Here is a 25,020-nt window from a genome sequence, read left to right on the forward strand (position 1 = left end):
TATGTCCGACGGTGTTTTTAATGTTCTTTTTCTTTGCACCGGCAATTCGGCCCGTTCCATCATGGCCGAGGCCATATTGAACCGGGAGGGGCAGGGCCGCTTCAAAGCCTATTCAGCGGGCTCCAACCCGGCCGGTGCGGTTCGGCCGGAAGTCATCGCGTTGCTCAAGAAACTGAATTTCAAGGCTGAAGACTTCCGCTCCAAGGATTGGGCCGAATTCGCCGAACCCGGCGCCCCGAAGATGGATTTTGTTTTTACGGTCTGCGACAACGCGGCCAAGGAAACCTGCCCGGTCTGGCCGGGACAGCCGATGTCCGCCCATTGGGGCGTGCCTGATCCGGTCGCAGCCGAAGGCAACGAAACCGAGCACAATCTGGCGTTCACCGACACTTTTCGGATGCTCAACAACCGGATTTCGATCTTCGTCAACCTGCCGATGTCGTCTCTCGACAGACTGTCGCTGCAAGAAAAGCTCGACGAGATCGGCAAGGCGTCGGACTGAGAGCTTGCTCAGGCGGGAGCCTGGGCTTCCGGTTGCGGGCGGAGCGTGAGCAATGCCAGAACGAAGGCAATGAGCGCACAGGCCGCAACCGCGCCGACCAAAGGCAGCGCAGTCCGGTCGAAGAACGGGCTGAAGATCAGAATCATGAGCCCGCCCGCGACCATCTGGAAGGTTCCTCCAAGGGAAGAGGCCATTCCCGCATGCTCGCCGTGTTCTTCCAGGGCCATCACCATGGTCGGTGCAATCACCAGCCCGAGGCAGCTGTTGCCGAGGAAGAACAACGCCATCAGGACCGGAAGATCATCGAACCCGAGCCAGACAAGACCAAAGAGCGTGGACGTTGAAGCCGCAAAACCGCAAACGGCCCAGAAGGCGACGCGGCCCATGCCGAATCTCTGGCCAAGATTGGCGGCAAACTGAGACGCGGTAAAAAAGCCGATGGCATTGAAGGCGAAAACCAGGCTGAAGCCGGTCGGTGTCAACGCATACTGGGTCATGTAGACCAAGGGTGCGGAGGCTATAAAGACAAAGAAACTCGCCAATCCAAATCCGCCAATCATGGTCAGGCCCAGGAATCTGAAATCCTTCATCAGGTAGATCGTGCTGCGGAAGAGAGCCGTCGCATTGATTGGAACGCGCTTGGCCGCCGGCAGTGTTTCCGGCAACCGGAGGGCCGTGAAGATCATTGCAAACAACGCGATCAGTCCGAGCGCGGCGAAGATCATGCGCCAGCTGCCGAACGCTATGATGAAACTGCCGGTCAATGGCGCGAGCAACGGCGATATGCTGATCACGAGCATGACCAGAGCCATGAGCCTCGTTGCTTCGGTGCCCGTGTGAAGATCGCGGACGACAGCACGCACGATCACCATCGGCGCGGCGGCGCCGAGCGCCTGCACGAATCGGCCCAACGTCATCATCGAGATGTCCGTTGCCATCGCGCAAATTGCCGAGCCGGCAATAAACACGACAAGGCCCAGGAAAATGGGCGGTCTTCTGCCAAGCCAGTCGGCAATTGGGCCGTAAAACAACTGTGCGAGCCCGAACGCGATAAAGTAGACCGTGAAGGTCATATGTGCACCGGCATCGTCGGTGTTGAGATCCTTCACGATCTGCGGCGTCGCCGGGAGATAAAGATCAATCGCAAAAGGGCCAACGGCGGCCAGCAGCCCCAGCACCAGGGCGGCGCGGACGAATCCGATCTGCATGAGAATATCCGAGGTAAAGGAATGCGCTGTGTGCGCGAAACGTTTGCGGATTGCAACGTGGGAGAATTGCCGTGACTTGTCCAGCGTTTTTTGCTGCACCCTGCCTTGCCCGGGACGCATAATTTATGCGCGGGGTTGTCATGCAACCTTCATGTAACTGTCACCGTTCTTGTAAGGAGGGCCACTAGCTTGCGCGCACCTCAACCCAAAAAGACGTGGGAGCTAGTGCAATGTCAGACCTTCGCGGACGTTTTCTGAAAAACGTCAGCCTTGCCGTCCTGGTCGGCCTCGGCACCGTATCAGCGGCACAGGCGGACTATTTCGAACGCATCAACACCTATCCGGTCTACAAGACCTTGCCCGAAGGTGCGGACAAGGCGACCGAAACGGTTGCTGAAATCATTTATGCCTCGAAGGATGGCCGGACACTGGCATTCACCGACAGCCCGGGCGATTCGATTGTTTTCGTCAACGCGGCGAACCCGCTCAACATCCAGCCCATGGCGCGGGTTGATCTTGGCGGCGAGCCGACATCCGTAGCTGTCGGCGAAAAGGCGGCCTATGCCGGCGTCAACACCAGCGAAGACTATATCAACGCGTCCGGCCACTTGGCCGTGATCGCGCTTGAGAACATGGGCATCACCGCGACATGCGATGCCAAGGGCCAGCCGGACAGCGTTGCCATTTCACCGGATGGCAAGTTCATCGCCATTGCAATCGAAAACGAGCGTGACGAAGACCTGAATGACGGCGTCATCCCGCAGATGCCTGCCGGCCATCTCGCGATCTTCGATCTTGACGAAAATGGCGCACCCACCAATTGCGACGCGGTGCGCATCGTTGACCTGACCGGTCTTGCCGAAGTCGCTCCGACTGACCCGGAGCCGGAGTTCGTTTCCATCAATGCCGACAATCAGGCTGTCGTTACGTTGCAGGAAAACAATCACATCGCGGTTGTCGATCTTGCATCCGGTGAAGTGACCGCGAACTTCTCCGCCGGTGCGGCTTCTGCTGAAAACATTCCGGTTTCCAAGGCACGCATGAGCGATGCGTCGGGCAGCACCGAAAACGTTGCGCGTGAGCCGGACGCGGTTGCCTGGATCGACGCCGAGCGCTTCGTCACTGCCAACGAAGGCGACTACGAGGGCGGGTCGCGCGGGTTCACGATCTGGAACACGAGCGGCGAAGTCCTGTTTGACAGTGGTAACCAGATGGAACATCTCGGCATGTCCCACGGTCACTATCCGGCAAAGCGCGCTGCCAAGAAGGGCACCGAGCCGGAAGGTGTCGCGGTCGGTACATTTGGTGGCGACACGCTGATCTTCGTCAATTCCGAGCGCGGCAACTTCGTCGCAGTCTACAAGGACACCGGTGGCGTGCCGGAGTTCGTCCAGTTCCTGCCGACCCATGTCGGTCCGGAGGGCCTCCTGGCAATCCCGAGCCGCGATCTCTTCGTCGTTGCAAACGAAGTTGACAGTGCCGAAGACAATGTCCGCTCGCACGTTTCGCTGTACAAGTTCGGCGCCGAGGCACCGGCCTATCCGTCCGTTGTCTCCGACATGGATCCGGAAAAGGGCGCTCCGATCGGCTGGGGTGCCATCTCCGCACTGGCGGCAGATCCGTCGGATGCCAACAAGCTCTATGCGGTCAGCGACAGCTTCTATGACGATGCCCGGATCTACACGATGGACATCTCAACGAAGCCGGCAAAAATCACGTCCTACGTGAATGTCACCGGTTTTGACCAGGAGAGGCTCGACCTCGAGGGCATAGCTGTTGCCAAGGACGGCGGTTTCTGGCTGGCCTCTGAAGGCCACCCCAAGAACGAGCGCAAGCACCTGCTCCTGAAAGTCGGCACCGATGGAGCCATCCAGGAACAGATCACGTTGCCGAAGAGCCTGAAGGACCAGGCGAAACGCTTCTCGTTCGAAGGCGTTACCGAGTTCGAAATGAACGGGCAGTCCCTGGTGGCCGTTGCCGTTCAGCGCGAGTGGAACGATGACCCGAAGGGTCACACCAAGATCGCCATCTACAACCCGGCTGAGAAGACCTGGGGCTTTGTCCACTACCCGCTTGATGCTCCGAAGAGTGCCGCGGGCGGTTGGGTCGGCCTTTCCGAAATCGTCTCCCTGGGCGACGGCGACTTCGCCGTTCTGGAACGCGACAACAAGGGCGGCGAGGATGCTGCAATCAAGCAGATCACCGTGGTTTCCCTGAAGGATGTTGTTCCCGCTGCTCACGGTGAAACCCTGCCGGTGTTGAAGAAACGCTACGCGATGGACATCCTGCCTGCGATGGCGCAGGGCAAAGGCTGGATCCTGGACAAACCGGAGGGTCTGACCATCACGGCCGATGGCAAGCTGATCCTGGTCACCGACAATGACGGTGTCGATGATGCCCCGGGCGAGACTCAGCTCATCAACCTCGGGCCGGCATCGCGCCTGAACTAAGCCTCGCCAGGTCAAAGGACGCAAAAGGAAAACCCGGCAGCCTCGCGCTGCCGGGTTTTTCGTCTGTGCCGGACAACGAGGCGATTTTCAAATCCCGTCAATCGTGTCACAACTTGGCTCCTGACCCTGGAGAAGACCCATGCCGGAACCCGCTATAGCACCTGATGAATTCCGCAGCCACGACGCCCTGATGGAGCAGCTGCCACATATTCTTTCAGGTCCGAAGGACAACGGCACATTGGAAATGATCGTCATGCGTCCGGACCACGGAATGCGCGTGGTGCCCGACAGTATCGACGTAAGTGCCGATCACGGTTTGCCGGGCGACCACTGGAAGCACGGCACAGGCTACGCGCTTGACGACGGCACCGGAGATCCCGATGCACAGATCTGCATCATGATGGCAAAGTGTATTGAAGCCATTGCCGGTGACAAGTCGAACTGGGCGCCTGCCGGAGACAATCTCTTTATCGACATGGACCTCACCCCGGCCAACATGCCGCCAGGGACACCCTTCAAGATCGGCAGTGCGGAGTTCGTCGTGACCAAGTTGCCTCACAACGGATGCCAATCATTCATTGATCGGTACGGTCGCGATGCCTGTGTCTTTGTGAATCTGGGCGAGGGCAAAGTGCATCGGTTGCGCGGGATTTACGCTCGGGTTACCCGCGACGGCACGATCTCAGTCGGCGACACGGTTACGAAACTGGGGTGACCGGGCCGCTCGATCGCATGGACGCAAAATCGGAAAGTCACTTCTGCCGGTTCTAATTTCTGACGAAGTGCAGAAACGCCTGAACCTTTGCTGTGCGATGCAGATCGACGTGGGTGACGATCCAGATATTCGCTGTCCATTTGTCGTCCGGTGGAAGGATTTCAACCAGATCCGGATGACCCTCTGCTTCATGTTCAGCCAGGAACCCAAGGCCCATTCCGGCGCGCACAGCCTCAAACTTGACCTCCAGATTTGTGGTTTCGAGCGAGAGGGCGGTTTGTGGCACATTTGCCCGCATCCATTCAGAGTACGGGTGGGCTGTGGGCCGGCTGACAATTCCAACAAACAGGTGCTGATCGAAACGGTTTTCTTGCGGGTGTCCGTGGCGCCGGACGTAGTCCTGACTGCAAAAGAGACCGAAGCGGATTTGGCGAAACGGGAGAACGACATAGTCAGGCTCTTCCGGCTTCGGTCCGGCGCGGAATGCCACCTGGGCTTCGCCGTATTCCAGCTTTGCGAGCCGGGACTCGACGACGAACTCTATCTGTATGGCCGGATGGGCGTCGTGAAACGCGCGTAGCGCCGGAACAACCATCGGGGCCAGGCCACCGAGCGCCGAGATCGTCAGTTCGCCGGACAACTGACCCTTGCGGTTCTTGGTTCGCCCTTCCAGATCCGCAAACATCTCGTCGGCCCTGTTTGCAACATCCAACATGTCACGACCGGCATCGGTCAACGTGTAGCCGCGGGCGTGACGCTGAAACAGCGCTGTGCCGAGCGCTTTTTCAAGCGTTTCTATGTGCCGGTTGACCGTTGCACGATGGACGCCGAGCTTGGCGGCGGCAGCGCTGACCGTCCCGTGTCTGGCAACGAGCAATGCGGTTCGCAGTTCCATCCAGTTATTCATGCAACACAATCTCTGATGTTCTATTTCTGCGCATATGATGCGCAAAATACGATATTGCGCGCGACTGTGCAGCATCTCATTTTCAACCAACAGGACAAGACGTTGCCTGCCGTGGGTGACATGCTGGATCACGGAGACCATGAATGAAGTTGCTTGCATTTGCGGCCACGAACAGCCGGCAATCGATCAATCGCCGACTTGTCGAGCTCGCGGCCCGGAGTTTCAAGACAAATGTACAAAACGACGTTCAGATCGAGTTTCTCGACCTGAACGACTTTGAGATGCCTATCTATTCGATTGACCGCGAGAAGGAAAACGGAGTGCCGTCACACGCACATACGTTTTTTTCAAGGATTGGCGCGGCGGATGCCTTGCTCATCTCCTTTGCCGAACACAACGGTTTTGTGACGGCGGCTTGGAAGAACCTGTTCGACTGGATGAGCCGCATCGACATGAAGCTCTGGCAGGGCAAGCCGATGGTCATTCTGGCTGCAACACCGGGGCCCCGTGCAGGTGCCGGGGTCTTGCAAAGCCAAACCATGCTTGCTCCCCATTTTGGCGGAGAGATCCGGGGATCCGTCGGGATAGGCCGCTGGGCGGCCGCCTACGACCCGGAGCGTGGCGAGCTTACCCGTGCCGACGACCGGCTGGCGCTGTCGGCAGCGCTTTCAGAGCTGGTATCAACCGATGAAAAAGCAGGTGCATTCTCATGAAAGCGAACCAAAAGATTGCTTTGAAAGCAGCCGCGATCCTGTGGGTGATATGGGGTGCGGTCCATGTGCTCGCGGCATTTCTGATTGTTCCTGTCGATCCCCAAACGGCCATTGGCAACATTGCAGACGCGGTCGACAAGACAACGTTGGTCGGCGACTATCCTGAACCGCTCTCCGGAATCCTGTCGCAGCACGGGTGGAACCTTGGCTGGTTCGGAGTGACCACCATGATCGGTGCCGTTTTTATCTGGCGCGAAAACATGACGGCCATCTGGGTTACGGCGCTTGTTGGCGGCATGGCGGACATCGGCTACTTCGTCTTCATCGATCTGCCCGGATACGCAAATTTTGTTCCCGGCACCCTCATGACAATTGTTTCAGGTTCGGCAATCCTGCTGAGCGGCTGGGTTTGGATTGCAAACCGGCGCCTGCCCGCGCCTGAGTCTGCACCCTAGAGCCTGAGGCGACGGGCGAGCATTCAATTTGCAGAGGCAGATCACGACGTAACAGAGCGAATGCGGCTGCGCCAATGCCAAAGGGCAGCGGCGATATGCAGCCCGAGGAGGCCGAGCAGCAGACTTGCCGCCGCATGGTGCAGGTTTCGCGGTGGAAGGGTCTCAAAGACCGCAAGGCCAGAAAACGTCCCTGCCGCGATTTCAGGAAAGGAGCCAGACAGCGCGATCATGCCGACACCGCTGGCGAGAAGGGCCAGCGGTACCAATCGCAACGCTGCATGAACAGCGCTGCTGACCAGGGCCTGAATTCTCGAAGAAACCGGATAGATCCGCGCCGGCGCACCTCTCGCGACCCAGCTCAGGACGCGGATAAGAGAGAACAGACCCGCGACGGCTCCAAAGGCGATGTGCGCTTGCAGGAGCGTCAGGGAAAACGCGTCCGAGCGTGTCATGGCAAATCCGGATACGAGGGCGGCAAACACTGCGCCCGCGATAATCCAATGCGCGATCCGGCTGAAATCGAGAGATCCAGACATCAGTCAGTCTCCCCGTCAGACCGTACGACCTGGTAAAGCGCCGCGTGAAAGACAGTGCCTCTCATGTCGGCGCCAAGACCGCTTTCGCGCATCTTCTTGATGGCCGCTTGATAGGCTTCCGGACTTTCCCATTTGGCGACATTCACCAGTTGAAATTTTGAACCCGGATCAAGGGCCTGATGGAGGCTTGTGGTGATATAGCCGGGCTGCTGCTGGAGAAAGTCTCTGGCCTTTTCCCAAAACGCGATGGTGACGTCGACACGGTCTGCCGGAATTTCAAATGCGTTGATCAGCGTAACCGGGTCGTTGGATTTCAGGTCTTTGGCCATTGCGGGTGCTCCGATTAGCGCGCTGACAAAGGTCAGAGCCGTGAGGTTGAAAAATCTGCGGTTAATAAAGTTTCGCATGCTGTGCCTCCATTTATATAGCAAGCTATGTTTAATTATATAGTGTGCTATCTATCGTATATGCAAGGCATGACCTTCAAAAAAGATTCTTCTGCCGGATATCTCGCCAATCACATGGCACGGCTCTTCGCCGCGGGGCTTCACCGCCGTATCAGGCCGCTTGGTCTCTCACCCGGCGTGTTTCCGGCGCTGATTGCGCTTTGGGCAAAGGAAGGCCAGACCCAGAAGGACCTGGTCAAACTGCTGGATATCGAGCAGGCGACCCTTGCCAATACCCTGGCGCGCATGGAACGCGATGGGCTGATCGTCCGCCGGGCGAGCGAGGAAGATGGCCGTGTCCACGAAATCTTCCTGACCGATCGGGCGCGGGCACTGGAGGGCGCCGCGGTCGGCGAAGCCATGGCACAGAACGCAGAGGCATTGGCCGGGTTTTCAAAAGCTGAAACAGAGCAATTTCTGGATTTCATGCGCCGGGCGATCAGCGCCATGCAGGAAGCGGAATAGCGAAATCATGAGGCGAGTTCGCTCTGCGAAATGAATTCGCTGCAGGCGTCGGTCAGTTCCTTGAAGCGGGAACGTTCCCGCACATAAAGATAGACCTCACGTTTTTCGGGCAGGTCGGATATTGGGCGGAAAGCTGTGGTCTCGGACGTGAACCGGACGACTGTCTCGGGCAGCACCGTGACCCACTTGCCGGTTCTCACCATCGTTATCAGCGAGTGGGTGTTGTGGATGGTCACGTCTGCGGTCTCGAGCTTCTGCAAGAATCTCGGGCTTTGGATCAGCGCACAAAGGGCATTTCGGACAAACGGTGCCGTCATGACTTCCGCGATTGTTGGCGCATCGGATTGCGTCATGAGTGGATGGCCGGAGGCGCTGACAAGGCCGAACCGGTCTTCAAACAACGAAGAAGCTCGAACACCGTTCAGCGGATGGTAGCCGGATGCGATCCCAATGTCGGCTTTGCCCTGAACAAGAGCGTCGAGCACCTGCTGCGTGTCTGTATCCCGCAATTCAACCTTCAGACCCGGAAAGTTTCGCGTCATGAACTCGAGTATCGAAGGAAACAAAAGGGCTGCAACTGAAGGAACGGATACAATCCGGATCAACCCCTGAACCGCATCGGCCGCCGCTTCGATGCTCTGAACGGTCTGATCGAACTGACGCAACTGCCTAAGGGACAATTCAAAGACCTGTTCGCCAAGGGGTGACAGGCGGCTTTTGCGTTCGCCTTCGAACAGTTTTTTGCCGAGATGGTCTTCGAGCAGCTTCAGCGTCATCGACACGGCGGACTGGGTCCGGCCGAGCCGTTCAGCGGCCTCTGCCAGATTCCCTGTTTGTGCCACCGTGCAAAAACAGCGCAGCATTTCGATTTTTATGCTCATACTTCAAAAATTCTGAAATTGACTCAATTTATTTGAGTTTGACTGATGTTCGATTTGATGTCCAACCTGTTCGAATTCCAACCGCGTAACCTGGACATCGACGTGACGAAACTGAACCTGATTGCCGGCGAGTGGACGGCGGGTGAGAGCGAGATTGAAAATCTGAATCCCTCGGATCTGAGTGATCTGATCGGCATGTTCGCGCAAGCCGGTCCGGGGCAGCTTGACGCGACGCTTGATCGTGCTCGTCTTGCGCAAGTGGAATGGGCGGCGTACGGGCTGGAGCGCAAACAGGCAGTTCTCATGAATATCGGCAATGAGCTGATGGCACGCGCCGAAGAACTCGGCACGTTGCTCTCTCGCGAAGAAGGCAAGCCCTTCGCGGAGGGAAAGGGAGAAGTCTACCGCGCCGGGCAATTCTTTACCTACTATGCTGCAGAATGCCTGCGCCAGATCGGCGAAAATGCCGATAGCGTGCGCGATGGTATCGAGATTGATGTGCGCCGTGAACCAGTCGGTGTTGTTGCGGTCATCTCGCCTTGGAATTTCCCCACGGCGACGGCGTCATGGAAGATCGCACCCGCGCTTTGTTATGGGAATGCGGTTGTCTGGAAACCCGCCAACCTGACTCCAGCTTCCGCGGTGGCGCTGGCGGAGATCATCGAAAAGCAGGATATTCCCAAAGGATTGTTCAGTCTGGTCATGGGGTCCGGGCGGTCCGTTGGTCAACAGCTTGTCGAGAACCCGAAGGTTGATGCGATCACTTTCACCGGTTCCGTTCAGGTGGGCAAAGGGATTGCAACCGCGGCAATCCGGAACCTGACCAAGGTTCAAATGGAAATGGGATCAAAGAACGCGTTGGCAGTGATGGACGATGCTGATCTGGACCTTGCCGTAAGCCTCGCTCTTGGAGGTGCCTTTGGCGGCACTGGTCAGAAATGCACGGCGTCCTCTCGCCTTGTTGTGCATCAAGCCGTTCATGATGTTTTCGTTGAGAAACTGGTGGCAGGCGCAGAGGCGATGATCGTTGGTCACGCACTCGAAAAAGGCACCCAGATGGGGCCCGTAGTCAGCGGGCAGCAGCTTGACGAGAACCTGGCCTACGTGAAGCTGGGAACATCAGAAGGCGCCGAGTTGGCTTGCGGCGGTGCACGGTTGGATATGCCGCATGACGGTTTTTACATGTCGCCAGGCGTCTTCGTGAACACGACCAACGAAATGCGTATCAACCGGGAGGAAATGTTCGCTCCGCTGACCAGCGTTATAAAAGTCGACAGCTATGAAGCCGCGCTTGAGACCGTCAACGACACAAATTTCGGTCTGACATCGGGGATTGTAACCCGTAGCCTGGCTCGAGCGAACCATTTCCGCCGCAATGCCCGCACCGGAGTTGTCACTGTGAACCTGCCAACAGCCGGCACCGACTATCACGTTCCGTTCGGTGGTCGCGGCGACAGTTCTTATGGCCCGCGCGAACAGGGCAAGGCAGCCGCTGAGTTCTACACCACAGTGAAAACGACATACATCAGCGCAGGGAGCCCACACTGATGCGCATCGACGGACTGCAGTATGCCAACTGGTCGGAGAAGATCTTCCGCCAACTGCGCGAAGGCGGCGTCGATGCGGTTCACGTTACCATTGCCTATCACGAGAACTTTCGTGAAACCGTTCTGAACTTCGAGAAATGGAACCGCTGGTTCGAGCAATATCCGGACCTGATCATGAAGGGTGAATGGGCGTCCGATATTGATGAAGCTCGCAGAACGCAGCGAACGGCGATTTTCTTCGGATTTCAGAACCCTTCACCCATTGAAGACGATATCGGACTGGTCGAGATCGTGCACACGCTGGGTGCGCGCTTCATGCAGCTGACCTACAACAACCAGTCCTTGCTGGCGACCGGCTGTTATGAAAGCGAAGACACCGGCATCACCCGCATGGGACGCCAGGTGATCCGGGAGATGAATCGTGTCGGTCTCGTCGTTGATATGAGCCATTCGGCGGACCGGTCGACGATCGAAGCGGCGGAAATTTCCGAGCGGCCAATCGTCATTTCCCATGCCAATCCGCATGAATGGGCACCTGCTCTTCGCAACAAGCGAGACGACGTGATCCGGGCCGTCACCTCAAATGGTGGCATGCTCGGTTTTTCGCTCTACCCGCATCACCTGAAAGGCAAGTCAGACTGCACACTGCAAAGCTTTTGCGAAATGGTGGCTCGAGCCGCCGAAATCCATGGTGTTGATCACCTTGGCCTAGGAACTGATCTTTGTCAGGACCAGCCAGACAGCGTCGTGGAATGGATGCGGACCGGCCGCTGGACCAAGGAAATCGACTATGGCGAAGGGTCCGCCAGCGCGCCCGGCTTTCCCAAGATGCCGGTATGGTTCAACGACAATCGCGACTTCGGAAATATTGAAAACGGCCTGCGCGCGGTGGGCATGAATGCTGACGAGGTCGCCGGGATCATGGGTGCCAACTGGTACCGGTTCTTTTCCGAGAACTTCGGTCGGAGGCAATCGTGAGCAGACCCGACGCCCACATCGCCCGGCGAAGTCCCGACAAGGTTATGCGGCTCAGTCGGCTCGGATCCCTGCATCAGTGCCGGTTGAGTTTCATGCGCATCCTCACGCGTCGGATGGCGAGTGAGGGTTGGCAGTTCACACGTCCTGTTTTCGACATTGACGGCAACGGTGTTGGACAGGCGGTCTATACCGCAAAAGGGCCGGAACGGGCTTATTCGCTGGTAGCTTTCGCTCATGATCTGCCCGACGAAAAGCGCTCGGATCGCGTCATTGCGGATGCTTGGGATGCCACGTTTGCCTTGTTCGACGGTGTCCCGTCCGACGAAGACATAAAACGACTATCTCTGAACGTGCCGTTGCAAGAGGCGGGACGTGTCAGTGAACGAGAGTTGTCCTTGTCGAGAGCGAACCGTTCCGTTCGGCTCTGGACCAATGTCGTGGACAGCCTGGCGGCCGGCCGCCAACCGGACCTGAAACACATACGCGATGTCGGCTACCTGATGCGTACGACCGCCGTATACGGTTCGGGAAAGTTTGGCGCTGCGGATCGTGAGCTCATCGCCGGGCGAGACGAAATGCACGTGCCGTTCCAGGCTGAAATGCTGTCCGTTTACCTGACCCGGACGTTTGTGCGGGATCTTGTGCAGCACATGGCAAAGGCCAAGGGGCGCGCAAACTCCGTTTCTCTCGATCCGGGGATCGCGCGTCAGCTCGGGATCGGGAACTCCACCGGGCTGGGAATGGCGCCGTTCATCATCAATCACCCGATTTTGTTCAACAACTGGATCATGGCGCGCGAAGAGGCGATTGCCCGGGTACGCGGGGTAAGGACCGCGTCTGCCGATGAGATAGACACATTCCTGCGCGTGCTGAATCAAAGTGTCATCTCCGTGGATCTCTGGCGCTCTGAGCATCCGGTCCAGATCGCAAAACTCGCACAGCTGAGATTGGATCTGCAGCTGCTGAACAAACACCTCTCGCAACAAGCTCTTGAGAAGGACTATCCATGGAACAGGCTCGTGGAGTGGTCAGCTGCGGAGCTCAGCGATGAGGGACAGGAGCTTGTAGCGTCCCTGATCCTCGAGCCATACGGGGATCTCGTGGACGGGGTTGCGCACTGCATGGCAGACAGCAATCACGACGCCTTTCGAATTGACGGTTCTATGCCCGTTGCAGAAGCGCTTTCTCTGCTACGGGAAGGATTTGCCTGGGCTTTTGAGCTTGATTGGAGCGACAAGGCCAACTGTGCCCGGGCCTGGTATGTTTCGGAAGAAAAACTTGAACCCCGCCTAGGTGAACGGTTCGAGGAGCCGATCTCAGACTACGAACAACCGCTGGCGCCCGCGCGTGATGCCGTCGCGGCGTTCCTGGATCTTGAGAGCTGGGAACCATCCGACCCCATTGCCCTTTTCCTGCTGAGTCATCCTGAACATCGCCACACCCTCCGCAGGGCACAAATGTGCCGCTCGGCACCCTACGCAGAGATCCGCGACAATACGATCAGCGAAGCAGTGATGCCGATTGATATGTTACGCGCGAAACTCTCGTTCTTCGGCGCGACACATTTCGATCCGCGTTCGGATCGCTGGGTGAGGATTTGCATGTATGCGGGCGCGCCCTATCCAGAGGAATTGTTCCCTCACAACGCAGATTATTGGGTCTATCCGGAGTCAGCCGGATGACCTTTTCCCTGAATGAAATCGAAGCCACGGCAAAGCGTGCCGCACGCGGCGCAGGCTATTCATGGGGGGTGGCAGAAGAGGCCGCAAAGGGAACCCGCTGGCTTTGTGTCCATGGTTTCGATGGCCCGGCAAATCTTGTCCGACTCCTGGATTTGCAATTGGCGCTGTCAGCGGATCATACGCCGAATATCAACGAAAGCGCCTGGAGCGGCGATGGCGTGTTGTGTCCGCTGGTCACTGGAGCGTATCTGTCCGACTGCGCCGGTCAGTTGGCCAAAGCGCCCATTAAAATCCAAGGTATCTCTGTCCCGTTGCTGCTCCTCCCCTATGCAGGGATGGTCGCGAGGGCTCTAAATTCTTGCGTGCGCATCAGCATGGATGATCTCGAGGCTGTCACCGACGGGAAAGAGCTCTGCGCACCCGGCGCCGTTCAGCTGCACGCCGACGACGTAACCATTCGGCTCGGGGGTGATCTTGCCATGCCCCGATCACAACAAGCCCGTGCAACTCCGGACAAGGCTGCCTGGTCCAAACTCAATGACTACGCACACCGAACTTATGCACCTGCGACAGATCAGTCGCGGCTTTTAGGTGCAGGAGCAGGGCTTGCCGACAATGATTGAAGGGGCTTTTCTATGACCGAAACCCGGACGCTTTCGCTCGCGGAAATCGAGAACCTTTCTTTTCGTGCGCTGGTGGCTGCCGGCACGTCCGAAGTCAGTGCGCGCGCCCTTGCGCTTGCCACGGCAGCAACGGAAGCAGATGGCGTTGCGAGCCATGGGCTTGCGTACATTCCGATTTACTGTGAACACGTGCGTTGCGGAAAGGTGGATGGTCAGGCAAAGCCGGTTTTGGCGCGTCCAAAGCCGGGCGTCATAACAGTTGACGCGGCAACCGGTTTTGCGCATGCAGCCATTGATCTTGGCTTTGAAGCGCTGGTTCCCGCAGTCCGCGAACAAGGTATTGCCGTCCTGGCAATTCGAAACAGCTACAATTGTGGCGTGCTCGGATATCACACCTACCGATTGGCTCAGGAAGGGCTGGTCGGCTTGGGTTTCACGAATGCGCCAGCCTCCATTGCCCCTTCCGGCGGAGCGAAACCGGTCGTTGGAACCAACCCCTTTTCCCTTGCAGTTCCAGGTGCCGATGGTCAGCCCGCGCTCCTGATCGACCAGAGCGCAAGCACGATCGCCAAAAGCGAGGTGATGAAGCACGCGCGTGAGGGCAAGGCTATTCCAGTTGGCTGGGCACTGGATAGTGAAGGCAATCCGACGACCGACCCGAATGTCGGCCTGAAAGGTTCAATGGCGCCATCAGGTGGATACAAGGGCGTGGGTATTGCTCTGCTGACGGAAATCATGGCAGCAGCGCTTACAGGTGCAACGCTCGGCATCAATGCGTCCCCTTTTTCGGGCACCGCAGGCGGCCCGCCCAGAACCGGGCAGTTCTTTATAGCGATCGATCCGGCGGCAACAGCCGGCAGCAATTTCGCATCGACGGTCGCAGATCTCGTGGAAGCGATCCGTTTTCAGGACGGAGCACATCTGCCAGGCGATGGCCGGAGATCCAAACGTTTGTCGGCCCGGGTAGATGGTGTTGCCGTAAACGCGACAACGCTCTCGAAAATCGAAGCCATATTGCCAGACGCCGAGCGGTGACATTTCCGGGAAACCGCTGACGGAAAAGATCCGGACAATCAAGGCACGTGTGAACAGGGAGGAAACACATGTCAATCAAGCAACCCTTTACCGATCTGCAGATCAAGAAATCCGCAGGAGGGTTTTACGAAGGCCACAGCGTCGAAATTGCGATCTTGAGCAAAGCGATCATGGTGGCACTTGTCATTTGGGCCCTGGTCTGGCCAGCGAACGCCAATGGCGTGCTGGGCAGTCTGAATTGGCAGCTGCTGGAAGATTTCAACGGTTTCTACATTGTCATCGTTGGTTTGTTTTCGTTCTTCCTGCTGGTGATTGCCCTTCTGCCTCAAACGGGTAGCCGGATCATGGGCTCACCCGGAGAAGCTCCGGAGTTTTCGACCTTTTCCTGGTTCTCCATGATGTTCGGCGCCGGCCTTGGTGTCGGTCTGATGGTTTTTGCAACGGCAGAGCCGCTGGGCCTTTGGGGATCAAATCCCGTCGTTTTGGCCGGGGCCGCCGTCGCAAATTCTGAAAACGCCATTCAGTCGGGCTACCGTTACACGTTTCTGCATTACGGCTTTCATGCATGGGCGATCTATGTGGTGACCGGCCTTTCGCTGGCCTACTACGCCTACACCCGGGGGATGCCGCTCACGATCCGGACGGCTTTGACGCCCTTGTTCGGGCGTTTGATGAACGGCTTTCTGGGGCATGTTGTGGATGTTCTCGGTGTCGTCGCAACGATCCTTGGCGTCTCAGTGACGATCGGTTTTGGTGTCTCCCAGTTCATTGACGGTCTCTATGCCATTACCGGGATGCAGTGGATGATGGATACGACCGGTGAAGCGCCTGCGCCCGGAACGGTCGGACTGATAACCGGTCTTGTCGTGATCATGGGGTTGTCAATCATTTCGGCGGTGTCCGGTGTTGGCCGCGGTGTTAAATACCTGTCCAACCTCAACCTGGTGCTCTCAATCATCCTGCTGCTGACCTTCGTTGTCTTCGGTTCGTTCCTGTTTGCGATGACGACCTATGCCAGTGCATTTGTGGATTACATGTTGCACTACGTGTCGCTGAGCTTCGGCGCCTTTGGCCCGCAATCAGCTGCTGACTTCGCCGCGGCGCTTCCACCCGAGGCTGCTCCCTTTGCAGATGCGTTGCGGGCAGGGGCGACCAACGCCTGGGGGTCATTTGATGCGTTCAAGTCCGGTCTTGAAGGAGATGCTGCGGCGCTACCCGAAAACGTTCTTGCAGCAGCCTATGCCGCCGGTGAACCTGGCCGGCAATTCGGCTGGCAAGCCGGCTGGACCACATTTTACTGGGCCTGGTGGATCGCGTTCTCACCTTTTGTGGGTCTGTTCCTGGCTCGCATTTCCAAGGGTCGTTCCGTGCGTGAATTCATTATCGGGTGCGTGATTGCACCTGCGCTTGTCTGTTTCGCATGGATGACCATTCTTGGCGGGACGGCCATCGATCTGGAACTCACCGGTGGCGCCGATGGAGCCATCATCGGTGCGTCGAACACGGCAAAGCTCTTCGTCACGCTTGGGCAAATGCTGTCCGGCGGATTCCTGGCGGCGATTACCATCATGTGCGTGGTGCTGATCCTGACATTCCTTGTGACCTCTGCGGATTCAGGCATTCTCGTCATGAACACGATCATGTCGGGTGGCGAACAGCAGACCGGTATCAAGCATCGCATCGTCTGGGGTGTCATCCTGACACTTGTGATCGGGACCCTGCTGATTGCGGGCAAGACCAACGGGGGTGCGGATCCGATGGAAGCTCTGAAGAGCGCCATGATCATCGGGGCGTTGCCCTTCACAATGGTGATGGGCCTGATGTGCATCGCCCTTGGCAAGGCGCTTTATCGTGATGGCTTGCGCGAAAAAGCAGAAACAGCCCCCGCGGAATAAAGACGAAAGGGCAGCCGTTTCAAACGGCTGCCCGACTTCGATACTCACGAAACTCGTTTTCTTTCAGACATCCGTCCAGCCCGTCCGGGTGTTGCACCGGCTCAGGAATTTTCTCTCACTCCAGCCTTCCTCAGGCCCTCAACATACGTCTCGATCTGGTCTTCCCGTTTCAAATAGAAAAGATGTTCTCTGGCGAAGTCGATTGAGAATTCCGGTTTCGATTTCGACAGGTCCGCGACGGCGCGCATCGCCTGCTCTTCGTTTCCGATAAGGCCAAGCGCGGAGACAAGGTGAGCCTGCGCCCAATATTGTGCATTCGGGATCTGAACCGACTTGCGTGCCCATGTGACGGCGTCTTCCAACTCACCGCGAAAGAGATGCGCTAGCGACCGGTAGGAATAAAAAGCCCATCTGAAAGGGTCATGCGGGCTGAGCCGTATCGCGATCTCGAATTGTTCGATTGCCTCGTCCAGCCGTCCTTCGTAGGCAAGCGAGTCACCGAGACCGCAATAGGTTACGGCCAGATAGGGGTTCAGCTCGACGGCGTGTTCCAGCGCGCTGATGGCCTGATCGTATTCGCAACGTGCCAGATGGACCCGGCCGATGGTGAAATAGCTGTTTGCGTCCTGGTCATCCAGTTCCAGCGCGCGCTTGGCCGCCGTCAACGCCTCGTCCATCCGCCCTGCGTCCGGTGCGACGTCGAAATAGACCATGCTCAAAACAATGGCATAAGCCAGCCTGGAATGTGCACTGGCGAATTCCGGGTCGAGCTCCAGCGACTGCCTCAAATAGTCCTGGCACCGCTGATTGGCATCCGGGGTAAATTTGTAAAACTCGGCGACGCCGAGTTGGTAAAGGTCCCAGGCGCCAAGGTTTTTACGCGGTCGGCGTTCCGCCTTCCGCTGTTCGGTCAATCCGAGTTCGGATTCAATGCGCGACGCAACGAGCTCCGTTATCTCGTCCTGAAGGTCGAAGATGTCGGTCATGTCCCGGTCGAACCGCTCGGACCAAACATTGTTTTCCGTGGCAGCATCGACGAGCTGAACTGTGATGCGAACGCGTTGACCGGCCTTTCTGACACTTCCGGTGACGACGTAGTTTGCCCCGAGCTTCTCACCGATAACGCGGATGCCGTCTGAAGAGTTGCGAAAGGAAAAGGTCGAATTGCGCGCGATGACGGTGAGCCATCGGTTCTTGGACAGGGCTGTGGTGATGTCCTCGGTAATACCGTCCGCCAGGTAATCTTCCGACGGCTCGGTGTTCAGATTGTCAAACGGCAGGATCGCGACAGAGGGCTTCATAATGGCCGATCTGAGGGCCTCGGGTTCTGGACCCAGAACGCCGTTGTGCGGTCTCTCGGCCTCTTCCTGCACCAGTGGCGCGATGAACCGGAACCCTCTTCCGTGGATGGTGCGAATGGTGTGCTGCGCCGTCCCGTCGTCTCCCAAGATCTTGCGGGCCATCTTGATCTGGCTGCTCAGCGCGGAATCCGAGACGAACCGGTCCCCCCAGAGCTTTGAAAAGATCTCTTCCCTGGTCACGGTTCGTTCAGCGTTTTGCGCGAGATAGGCGACCAGATCAAACACCTGCGGTTCCACGGAAACGGGCTCTCCGTTGTGGCGCAGTTCAAACAGGTCCGGATCAAGTTCATACGCGCCGAACCGGAGACTGCCGTTGGACGGTTTGTCTTGGGTGACATCAACGCTATAGGCTTCAATCGGGCGGCTGATGTTCTTTACATGTTGCTCACCCAAAGGGGTGAAGTTGACGGACACTCGGCCGCCAACGTGATCAAAAACCTGCTTTGAGAGCACCACGCAGCCAGGCCGTGCAATCGATTCAAGGCGGGCAGCGACATTGACGCCGTCGCCATAAATATCGTCACCTTCCACGATGACGTCACCCAGATGAACGCCAATGCGCAGACTGAAAGCCGGGGATTGGGCGGCCGCATTGTTCCGGCTTGTAAGTTCACGCTGGATTTCGACAGCGCTTTGCACCGCTCCGACGACGCTTGTGAACTCCATGAGTGCGCCGTCACCCATGAGCTTGACCACGCGGCCCGAATGCCGTGCCACTGAGGGTTCGACAATACCGGAGCGGATGTCATTGAGATGTCTGAGTGTCCGTTCCTCGTCGCGTTCCATCATCCGGCTATAGCCGACCACATCCATTGCAACGATTGTAACAAGCTTTCGTTCCATGATTGGTGCTCTCAATAACTGAAGAAAAAAGTGTTCTAATTTGCCCTTCTGCTGTTACTTGCCGACACACAGTTTATTTTTATCTAGGATTTGTATTTTCGTAAATGAATTGGACTTGGATTTCGGAGAGTTAAGAACTCTCCGAAACCTTACGCAGTGTCAAATTGTTGATATTTTTATTGTTATTCTAAATCAACTATCACTTATTCACCGTAGCCTTCAAAAAGCGCCGTCGACAGATACCGCTCCGCAAAGCTCGGCAGGACCGTCACGACCGTTCTGCCTTTCATGTGTTCGCATCTTGCCACCCGAATTGCACAGCAAAGGGCGGCACCGGACGAAATGCCACCTGGAATGCCCTCGCTTGTCGCGAGTTTGCGGGCGGTTTCCATGGCGTCTTCGTTGCTGACGGTCATCACCTCGTCGATCAGATCGGTTTCCAGCACGTCAGGGACAAATCCGGCGCCAATGCCCTGGATCATGTGCGGAGAATGCGTGCCGCCCGAAAGCACCGGGCTGTTTTCCGGTTCGACGGCGACGATCCTGACGTTGGGATTGCGCGATTTCAAAACCTCTCCAACACCTGTCAGCGTGCCGCCGGTGCCGACGCCAAGCACGACAGTATCGACGACGCCGTCCGTATCACACCATATTTCTTCAGCGGTTGTCCTGCGATGGATATCCGGATTGGCCGGGTGGCCGAATTGCCATGGCATAACTGCATTGTCCGTCTCGGCGATGATCTTCTTCGCTCTTTCAATGGCAGCTGTGATGCCCTTTTCACGCGGGGTCAGGACCAGTTCAGCTCCAAAAAACTTCATCATCTTGCGTCGCTCGACCGAAAAGCTGTCCGGCATGGTCAGGATGCAGCGATAACCCTTCGCGGCGCAGGCAAAGGCGAGGCCGATGCCGGTATTTCCGGAGGTTGGTTCAACAATGACGCTGCCGGGACCGATTGTTCCGTCGGCTTCCATTGCCTCGAGCATCGCGACCGCGATCCTGTCCTTCACGCTCGCGACAGGATTGAAGAACTCAAGCTTTGCGAGCACTTCGGCCTGGCACCCGGCCTCTGCAGCCATACGCCCGATCCGAACGAGCGGTGTGTTGCCGATCGTCTCAAGCAGGCTGTTGTAAACGCGCCCGCGTCCGGGTTTGTCGAATGTCAGGCGTGCGCCCGGTTGGGTTAGCATTGGTCTGCTCCTTCACTCTTGGGATTGTCTGCAGTGATGACCCAGGAGGAACTGTCCATGACAATTCCTTCAGCCGATATCTTCTGTTCATTGATGGCCGCTGCGAGCGCAGCTTCGATGTCGACCCGTTTGCGCTCTGCCGCTTCGCCGGCTTCGCGAAACACTTCGCCTGCCGGGCCTATCGCCAGTTGGAAGGCGATCGCATCTTCGACGTCCTTGCCGATCAGAACGGGCGCGTCGACGCGGCGGTGTGAGATGTTCTCGTACCCGGCAAGCCGCATCATGTTTCTGACGGTCTCTTCGCCAGCCATCGAAAACGGGCCGGGACCGCAAGTCAAAGCACCGTCGCCCGGCGGTGGCAGAAACCTTAGCACCACGCTTTTCGCCATCGATAGCCAGGGATTGTCCTCGGGATAGCGCCAGACGATGTGAACCAGTCGGCCGCCAGGTTTGAGTGCCTTGCGCATGTTGCGCAGGCCGGCCACCGGATTGGAAAAGAACATCGTGCCGAAGCGGGCGAACACAAAATCAAACTCGCCCTCCGGCAACGCGATTTCAGCGTCGCCGCGCACGAAACGGACATTTGAAATTCGCTTCTGGGCCGCGTCCGTGATTGCGAAGTCCAGAAAGGCATCGCAGCAATCGATTCCGGTCACGTCGCCTTCCGGCCCGACGAGTTCGGCCAGTTTGATGGCGGTATCACCAAAGCCGCATCCGACATCCAGAACGCGGTCACCCTTTTTGACCGGCAGTGAGGGAAAGACAGCCTCGCTATGTTGTGTCAGGCCCCCGACCAGGATGTGTTTGAAGCGAAAGAACTTCGGTGCCAGTACCTCGTTCCAGAACTCGACAAACGGTGTGTCCTGCTCCGTCGTGGCGGCCAAATGAGTCCGCGCAGTCATCCCAAGATCTCCTTTGCAATGTTCGAAAGTGAACATGCAAAACAGATAGGCGAGAAGCGAAGCAGACGCTTGACCCTATCCTGAGGAGACCTTGGAGATTTTATGAAGAGACGTTGGAAAATGGACCCGGAAGGTCTGGATTGACGATCTTTCAGTGTGCGCTCGCGTTCAACGCGACTCGGTCGCGGAAATCCCTCTCGCGCTGATGAACGGCGATCAGCAAAAATACTGATCCTGCAGTTTATTTTGCGCTATTTGCGCAATTCACTTGCGGTTTTCTCACAATGAAAAGCTAAGCAACTGTTTTTAAGAGGTTAAATCCTCTTGTCTCTGGCTAATGTCTTTGCGTCCTCGGCATAACCACCGCCTGCCTATCCACCTAACCTCACGGTGTCAGGATCCAGATAGATGGTTGATGCCACATGAAACTCGAAGATGGCCGGAAGTCGCGCAGGTGCAATTTCAATTATGCGAAAGTGATGAAACGGGCCGGGGCAACCGCTGGCATAGTGGCTGCATCGCTGCTCGCCGGCTCTTTTGCGCTAGCCAATCAGGGCTCCTACACCTCTCCTGATGCGCCGAGAATAATTGAGTGGGAGGTCAATGGCTCGCACTCGGATCATATTACTACCTACGAAATCGAGGTGACCGACGACTTTACCGTCGATGGCGTTTCACTGACGATCGACATGTTTTCGCCGATTCTCGGCTTTGTCGACATCTTCCTCGAGGCACCGGACGGAACGCAGATTACGATTGTAGACTATGCCTGCGGCGGTGATCCCTTAGCGTGGGGGACGCGCGTTTATGAGCGTGAAGAAGACTCGCCACCTGCCGACGAAGACGGCGGCATACCGGCCAGTTACACCTTTGCTGATGGCGGAATGCCTGTCGGCCTGGATAATTTCACAGATGCCGGGACTGCCTGTTCCAACTACTACGAAAACAGAGATCGTTTTACCTGGACATGGCCTCCGGAAGAGGCCGCAGACTGGGACGATCCTCGTAACCCAGGTACGAAGTTCGGGAACTATCGCAATGTCTACGGGGCCTTTATGAAGATCCCTGAAGGCAACCTTTACGGGCCGCAGGCTGGAGCGTTTTCGGACTTCGACGGAAAATCCGCTCTCGGCACCTGGACGGTCACGATCAGGAAATGGTCATCTTCTGGCACTCCGAGTACCTGGCTCCAGGCAGACACCAAAATTCAGTCGATTGCACTTAATTTCGGTGAGAGTGGACCTACGGTCACCGCAGAAAGCATGATCCAGAACTTCATGGCGGCGCGCGCTTCTCGCCTTTTGTCAGAAGACCTCAACCTGGAAGACCGCCTGACGAATCCGCAAAAGGGCGTGTCCGGCAACAATGCCCTGTCGTTCGCTGACGGATCGGGCATGGTTGAGTACGCGTTCAGCTTCCTGGACGGTTTCGATGAGCGGGACCCGGACCGGCGCTATGATATCTGGGCGCGTGGTGCCTACCACTACAACTCGACACCTTCCGGAGGTGTGGACAGCTTCATCGGCCACTTCGGCGCCGACTACTGGTTCAATCGCAACTTGCTCGTCGGTGCCCTGGTGACAATTGATAGCGCCGAGCAGGTAGGCACTCCGCAACAAGACATACTTGGCATAGAAACTATGACGCCCAAGGTCGAGGGAATCGGATGGCTTGCGGGCCCGTATGTCGTCGCGCGGCCGTTTGACGGACTTCTTTTGAATGGACGTGCTCAATGGGGAATGACCGACAACACGATCTACTTGCCGTCATATGGCAACATGTTCACAGGTCAATTCGATACGCAACGGTTCCTCGTACAAGGTGAGATCACCGGACGGAAGAAGATTTCCAATTTCCTCTTCGAGCCGTCACTCAGCGCTGGATACACGCAGGACAAGACGAACGGGTCGACGACTTTGACAGGGGACGCCTCCATTTCCTCAACGATCGCCCCCTCTAATTCCTCAACGATCGTCGCCGATGAGATCGATGTGTCTGAGGGCAGGCTGACCTTTGCGCAAAGGATTAGCTACGAGATTGAATCGAACGGCTTTGTGATCGTACCGAGTGTCTCATTGGCTGGCATCTGGCAATTCGATGCGCCTGACTATGTGGATAGCAACGGCCAAAGGCTCTACGGTGAAAGCGCGGACCCGTTCCTGCGTGTCGAAGGGCTGCTGAGGGCTCAAAATCCTAAGGGCGTCAACCTTTTGGCAGGCATCTCCTATGAGGGCATCGGAGCGGTCGACTGGGAAGCCTATAACGCGTCGCTTTCCTTGAACATTCCATTTTAGGAGAGAGCGAACCGTCTTGGCGTGGCGTGGTGCTGAGATGAGTGTCCCTGAGTGAGGCTTGAATTTCGCTGAGGACTTGTCTCCAGAGACTTACTTCTCCTTTGCCGACAACATTGCTGCACGCGCGCGAAGGGGCAACCGTTTCAAACGGTTGCCCTTGCCTTTGGAATCCACTTCCAAGGCGCAGCGATTTTCTTTCAATTTCGCCGGGTAAAGCAAAGTGACACTCAAAAGCTTGTCGCCGAAGTGCACGCCGCAAGCAATTGGTTGCATTCGGCCGCAATGGCTTTATTGAAGAGGCAAGTCTCGTTATCCGTAACCGCCGAGCAGGGCTTTAGCCGCTCCGCACGAAGAAATCCTCACGGTTGCGGTGCATGCTCAAAAGGGTGGACAGCGATTTGAACAGTCAGCCTGCGGTCACTTTGAACCGCAAGCTCGGAATTGCGAGCGCAGTGGGCGTCCTTTTCATCTGGTCCGGCTTCATCGTCTTCTCGCGGGCGGGCGTGACCACCAGTCTTACACCGGCTGACATGACCGGGCTCAGGTTTCTGGTTGCCGGCTCAATCACGCTGCCTTTTCTTCTGAAATGGTGGCCCCGGAACCTGCCCTGGCATGCCATTTGTCTCATGTCTCTTTGCGGGCCCGGTGCGCTTTATTCCATGCTCATGTATTGGGGTCTTGCAGAAGCGTCGGCGGCCTATGCGGGTGTTTTTGCAAACGGTGCTCTCCCCATATTCACGGTTCTTCTGGTCGCTGTCTTTGCAGCAACATTGCCAAACAGGCTGCAGCTCACCGGGATCGCGGTGATCGTTGCCGGGGCCGTCCTTCTGGGAAGCGCAGGCTTCCTGAACAGCGGCAGGAACGTAGGCGTCGGAATAGGACTGTTCCTGAGCGCGTCCGCCGTGCTTTCGATCTATATATTCGGCGTCCGGCAGTGGCAGGTGACACCGCGTCAGGCGCTGGTTCTCGTCAACGTGCCGAATGCCATCCTGTTCGTGCCGATCTGGCTGTTCCTGCTTCCGTCCGGTCTTGAGGACACGGGTTTGGCGACGATCGTGTTCCAGGCCGCCTATCAGGGTCTCGGACCAGGCTTTGTGGCCGTTATTCTCTTTGCGCTTGCGGCAACCCATCTCGGGCCGACCGCAACCGCCGGATTTTCGGCGGCGGTGCCGGCATCGGCAGCCGTTCTGGCAATTCCGGTCCTCGGAGAAATCCCTGACGTTAGGGAGTGGATAGGGATTGGTGTTGTTACACTCGGATTGTCGTTGCTGGTCATGAAGCGCGACTAGGGTACGGACTTCATTTATGGGTCCGGACCCTAGGTGTGAAATCTAAGAAGGTTGTTCACTCACATTGAAGATCTGAGACTGGTTGGTGACCAAACACAATCAG

22 protein-coding genes are annotated in these 25,020 nt (G+C 57.2%); 14 read left to right on the forward strand and 8 right to left on the reverse strand.

Annotated features, from left to right (window positions below; translation table 11 throughout):
* Position 1 precedes the first annotated feature (1 nt).
* Entirely contained in the window at positions 2-502 is a 501-nt protein-coding gene (locus RBB47_RS23200; protein WP_305988280.1) for an arsenate reductase ArsC, read from the forward strand.
* Between the two features lie 8 nt (positions 503-510).
* Here the strand turns inward: RBB47_RS23200 and RBB47_RS23205 are convergent, their stop codons facing one another.
* Complete coding sequence (locus RBB47_RS23205; protein ID WP_305988281.1) at positions 511-1,710, reverse strand: multidrug effflux MFS transporter; 1,200 nt, start codon at positions 1,708-1,710, stop codon at positions 511-513.
* Positions 1,711-1,940: 230 nt separating this feature from the next.
* Between RBB47_RS23205 and RBB47_RS23210 the strand changes: the two genes are divergently transcribed.
* Together RBB47_RS23210 and RBB47_RS23215 are read left to right on the forward strand one after the other, a co-directional pair.
* A complete protein-coding gene (locus RBB47_RS23210; RefSeq protein WP_305988282.1) occupies positions 1,941-4,160 on the forward strand; it encodes an esterase-like activity of phytase family protein in 2,220 nt (739 codons plus the stop codon).
* Positions 4,161-4,299: 139 nt separating this feature from the next.
* Positions 4,300-4,875: an MOSC domain-containing protein gene (locus RBB47_RS23215; protein ID WP_305988283.1), complete on the forward strand. Its 576-nt coding sequence runs from the start codon at positions 4,300-4,302 to the stop codon at positions 4,873-4,875.
* A 52-nt stretch (positions 4,876-4,927) separates the two neighbouring features.
* Here RBB47_RS23215 and RBB47_RS23220 read toward each other — a convergent pair whose 3' ends face one another.
* Entirely contained in the window at positions 4,928-5,782 is an 855-nt protein-coding gene (locus RBB47_RS23220; RefSeq protein ID WP_305988284.1) for a LysR family transcriptional regulator, read from the reverse strand.
* Positions 5,783-5,925: 143 nt separating this feature from the next.
* Between RBB47_RS23220 and RBB47_RS23225 the strand changes: the two genes are divergently transcribed.
* Together RBB47_RS23225 and RBB47_RS23230 are read left to right on the forward strand one after the other, a co-directional pair.
* The gene (locus tag RBB47_RS23225) at positions 5,926-6,495 is read left to right on the forward strand and encodes an NADPH-dependent FMN reductase (RefSeq protein WP_305988285.1); all 570 of its coding nucleotides are present in this window, start codon (positions 5,926-5,928) and stop codon (positions 6,493-6,495) included.
* Complete coding sequence (locus RBB47_RS23230) at positions 6,492-6,950, forward strand: hypothetical protein (RefSeq protein WP_305988286.1); 459 nt, start codon at positions 6,492-6,494, stop codon at positions 6,948-6,950. Before RBB47_RS23225 ends, RBB47_RS23230 begins: the two co-directional genes overlap by 4 nt.
* Before the next feature lie 41 nt (positions 6,951-6,991).
* Here the strand turns inward: RBB47_RS23230 and RBB47_RS23235 are convergent, their stop codons facing one another.
* Together RBB47_RS23235 and RBB47_RS23240 are read right to left on the reverse strand one after the other, a co-directional pair.
* Positions 6,992-7,486: a cytochrome b gene (locus tag RBB47_RS23235; protein WP_305988287.1), complete on the reverse strand. Its 495-nt coding sequence runs from the start codon at positions 7,484-7,486 to the stop codon at positions 6,992-6,994.
* Positions 7,486-7,893: an antibiotic biosynthesis monooxygenase gene (locus tag RBB47_RS23240; protein WP_305988288.1), complete on the reverse strand. Its 408-nt coding sequence runs from the start codon at positions 7,891-7,893 to the stop codon at positions 7,486-7,488. Before RBB47_RS23240 ends, RBB47_RS23235 begins: the two co-directional genes overlap by 1 nt.
* 60 nt (positions 7,894-7,953) lie before the next feature.
* Here RBB47_RS23240 and RBB47_RS23245 point away from each other — a divergent pair, with 60 nt between their 5' ends.
* Positions 7,954-8,397 (forward strand): MarR family winged helix-turn-helix transcriptional regulator, encoded by a 444-nt coding sequence (locus tag RBB47_RS23245; protein ID WP_371932840.1) that lies wholly within the window; start codon positions 7,954-7,956, stop codon positions 8,395-8,397.
* Positions 8,398-8,402: 5 nt separating this feature from the next.
* On the opposite strand, the gene RBB47_RS23250 is transcribed toward RBB47_RS23245, so the two are convergent.
* The gene (locus tag RBB47_RS23250; protein ID WP_305988290.1) at positions 8,403-9,278 is read right to left on the reverse strand and encodes a LysR family transcriptional regulator; all 876 of its coding nucleotides are present in this window, start codon (positions 9,276-9,278) and stop codon (positions 8,403-8,405) included.
* Positions 9,279-9,335: 57 nt separating this feature from the next.
* Between RBB47_RS23250 and RBB47_RS23255 the strand changes: the two genes are divergently transcribed.
* The 6 genes from RBB47_RS23255 to RBB47_RS23280 all read left to right on the forward strand — a co-directional run bounded on the left by RBB47_RS23255 (position 9,336) and on the right by RBB47_RS23280 (position 17,038).
* Positions 9,336-10,826, forward strand: a complete 1,491-nt coding sequence (locus tag RBB47_RS23255) for an aldehyde dehydrogenase family protein (RefSeq protein ID WP_305988302.1) — start codon at positions 9,336-9,338, stop codon at positions 10,824-10,826.
* Positions 10,826-11,803: a membrane dipeptidase gene (locus RBB47_RS23260; RefSeq protein ID WP_305988291.1), complete on the forward strand. Its 978-nt coding sequence runs from the start codon at positions 10,826-10,828 to the stop codon at positions 11,801-11,803. Before RBB47_RS23255 ends, RBB47_RS23260 begins: the two co-directional genes overlap by 1 nt.
* Positions 11,800-13,485 carry a hypothetical protein gene (locus RBB47_RS23265; RefSeq protein ID WP_305988292.1) on the forward strand — a complete coding sequence of 562 codons (1,686 nt, stop codon included), beginning with the start codon at positions 11,800-11,802 and terminating at the stop codon, positions 13,483-13,485. Before RBB47_RS23260 ends, RBB47_RS23265 begins: the two co-directional genes overlap by 4 nt.
* A complete protein-coding gene (locus RBB47_RS23270) occupies positions 13,482-14,108 on the forward strand; it encodes a DUF3726 domain-containing protein (RefSeq protein WP_305988293.1) in 627 nt (208 codons plus the stop codon). The genes RBB47_RS23265 and RBB47_RS23270 overlap by 4 nt, the downstream gene beginning before the upstream one ends.
* Positions 14,109-14,120: 12 nt before the next feature.
* A complete protein-coding gene (locus RBB47_RS23275; protein WP_305988294.1) occupies positions 14,121-15,143 on the forward strand; it encodes an Ldh family oxidoreductase in 1,023 nt (340 codons plus the stop codon).
* Positions 15,144-15,211: 68 nt separating this feature from the next.
* Positions 15,212-17,038, forward strand: coding sequence for a BCCT family transporter (locus RBB47_RS23280; protein WP_305988295.1), 1,827 nt, complete (start codon positions 15,212-15,214; stop codon positions 17,036-17,038).
* Positions 17,039-17,139: 101 nt separating this feature from the next.
* On the opposite strand, the gene RBB47_RS23285 is transcribed toward RBB47_RS23280, so the two are convergent.
* The 3 genes from RBB47_RS23285 to RBB47_RS23295 form a co-directional block, all read right to left on the reverse strand.
* Complete coding sequence (locus RBB47_RS23285) at positions 17,140-19,242, reverse strand: winged helix-turn-helix domain-containing protein (protein WP_305988296.1); 2,103 nt, start codon at positions 19,240-19,242, stop codon at positions 17,140-17,142.
* Between the two features lie 203 nt (positions 19,243-19,445).
* Positions 19,446-20,432: a cysteine synthase A gene (cysK, locus tag RBB47_RS23290; RefSeq protein WP_305988297.1), complete on the reverse strand. Its 987-nt coding sequence runs from the start codon at positions 20,430-20,432 to the stop codon at positions 19,446-19,448.
* Positions 20,426-21,334 (reverse strand): class I SAM-dependent methyltransferase, encoded by a 909-nt coding sequence (locus tag RBB47_RS23295; protein WP_305988298.1) that lies wholly within the window; start codon positions 21,332-21,334, stop codon positions 20,426-20,428. Before RBB47_RS23295 ends, cysK begins: the two co-directional genes overlap by 7 nt.
* A 422-nt stretch (positions 21,335-21,756) precedes the next feature.
* On the opposite strand from RBB47_RS23295, the gene RBB47_RS23300 reads away from it, so the two are divergent.
* Together RBB47_RS23300 and RBB47_RS23305 are read left to right on the forward strand one after the other, a co-directional pair.
* Positions 21,757-23,628 (forward strand): hypothetical protein, encoded by a 1,872-nt coding sequence (locus RBB47_RS23300; protein ID WP_305988299.1) that lies wholly within the window; start codon positions 21,757-21,759, stop codon positions 23,626-23,628.
* A gap of 398 nt (positions 23,629-24,026) precedes the next feature.
* Positions 24,027-24,917, forward strand: coding sequence for a DMT family transporter (locus RBB47_RS23305; protein ID WP_305988300.1), 891 nt, complete (start codon positions 24,027-24,029; stop codon positions 24,915-24,917).
* Positions 24,918-25,020 lie beyond the last annotated feature (103 nt).

It is taken from the genome of Roseibium sp. MMSF_3544, assembly GCF_030732845.1.
In the GTDB taxonomy this organism is placed as follows: Bacteria; Pseudomonadota; Alphaproteobacteria; order Rhizobiales; family Stappiaceae; genus Roseibium.